The following is a 638-nucleotide window of genomic DNA, read 5'->3' as shown; positions in this document are numbered from 1 at the left end:
CAGTGCCGGCAGCACGAGGCCGAACCACGCGAAGCGGATCGCCGGGGCGCCGAAATGCCCGAGATCGGCATACATCGCCTCGCCCCCGGTCACCGCGAGGAACGCCGCGCCCAGCATCGCGAAGCTCACGTGCACGCCCGCATGCAGCATGAAGTCGAGGGCCCGAAGCGGGTTGGCCGCCGCCAGGATCCCGGGGTTGCCGACGATGCCGACGATGCCCAGCAGGCCCAGCACGGCGAACCAGACCAGCATCACGGGCCCGAACACGCGTCCGATGGCGGCCACGCCCTTGTGCTGCACGAGGAACAGCCCGACCAGGATCACCAGCGTGATCGGCACCACGAACGGGCCGAGCGCCGGCGCGTCGATCTTCAGGCCCTCGATGGCCGACAGTACCGAGATCGCCGGCGTGATCGCGCCGTCGCCGTAGAGCAGCGCCGCGCCCACCAGCCCGACCACCAGCAGCAGCGCCTTCCACGTCCCGGGCCGGGCATGCCGCGCCCCGAGGAGCGCCAGCATGGCCACGATGCCGCCCTCGCCGCGGTTGTCGGCGCGCAGGATCAGCACCGCGTATTTCAGCGACACGATCAGGATCAGCGACCACAGGATCAGCGACACTGCGCCGGTGGCCGCCGCCG

At 71.3% G+C, this 638-nt stretch carries 1 protein-coding gene; it reads right to left on the bottom strand.

Annotation, left to right across the window (positions count from 1 at the left end; genetic code table 11):
• On the bottom strand, nucleotides 1–638 hold a 638-nt coding region (locus MFF58_RS31915; protein WP_238294343.1), incomplete at both ends, for a KUP/HAK/KT family potassium transporter.

It is taken from the genome of Methylobacterium longum (assembly GCF_022179385.1).
In the GTDB taxonomy this organism is placed as follows: domain Bacteria; phylum Pseudomonadota; class Alphaproteobacteria; order Rhizobiales; family Beijerinckiaceae; genus Methylobacterium; species Methylobacterium longum.
This window is presented reverse-complemented; position numbering and strand designations above follow the sequence as displayed.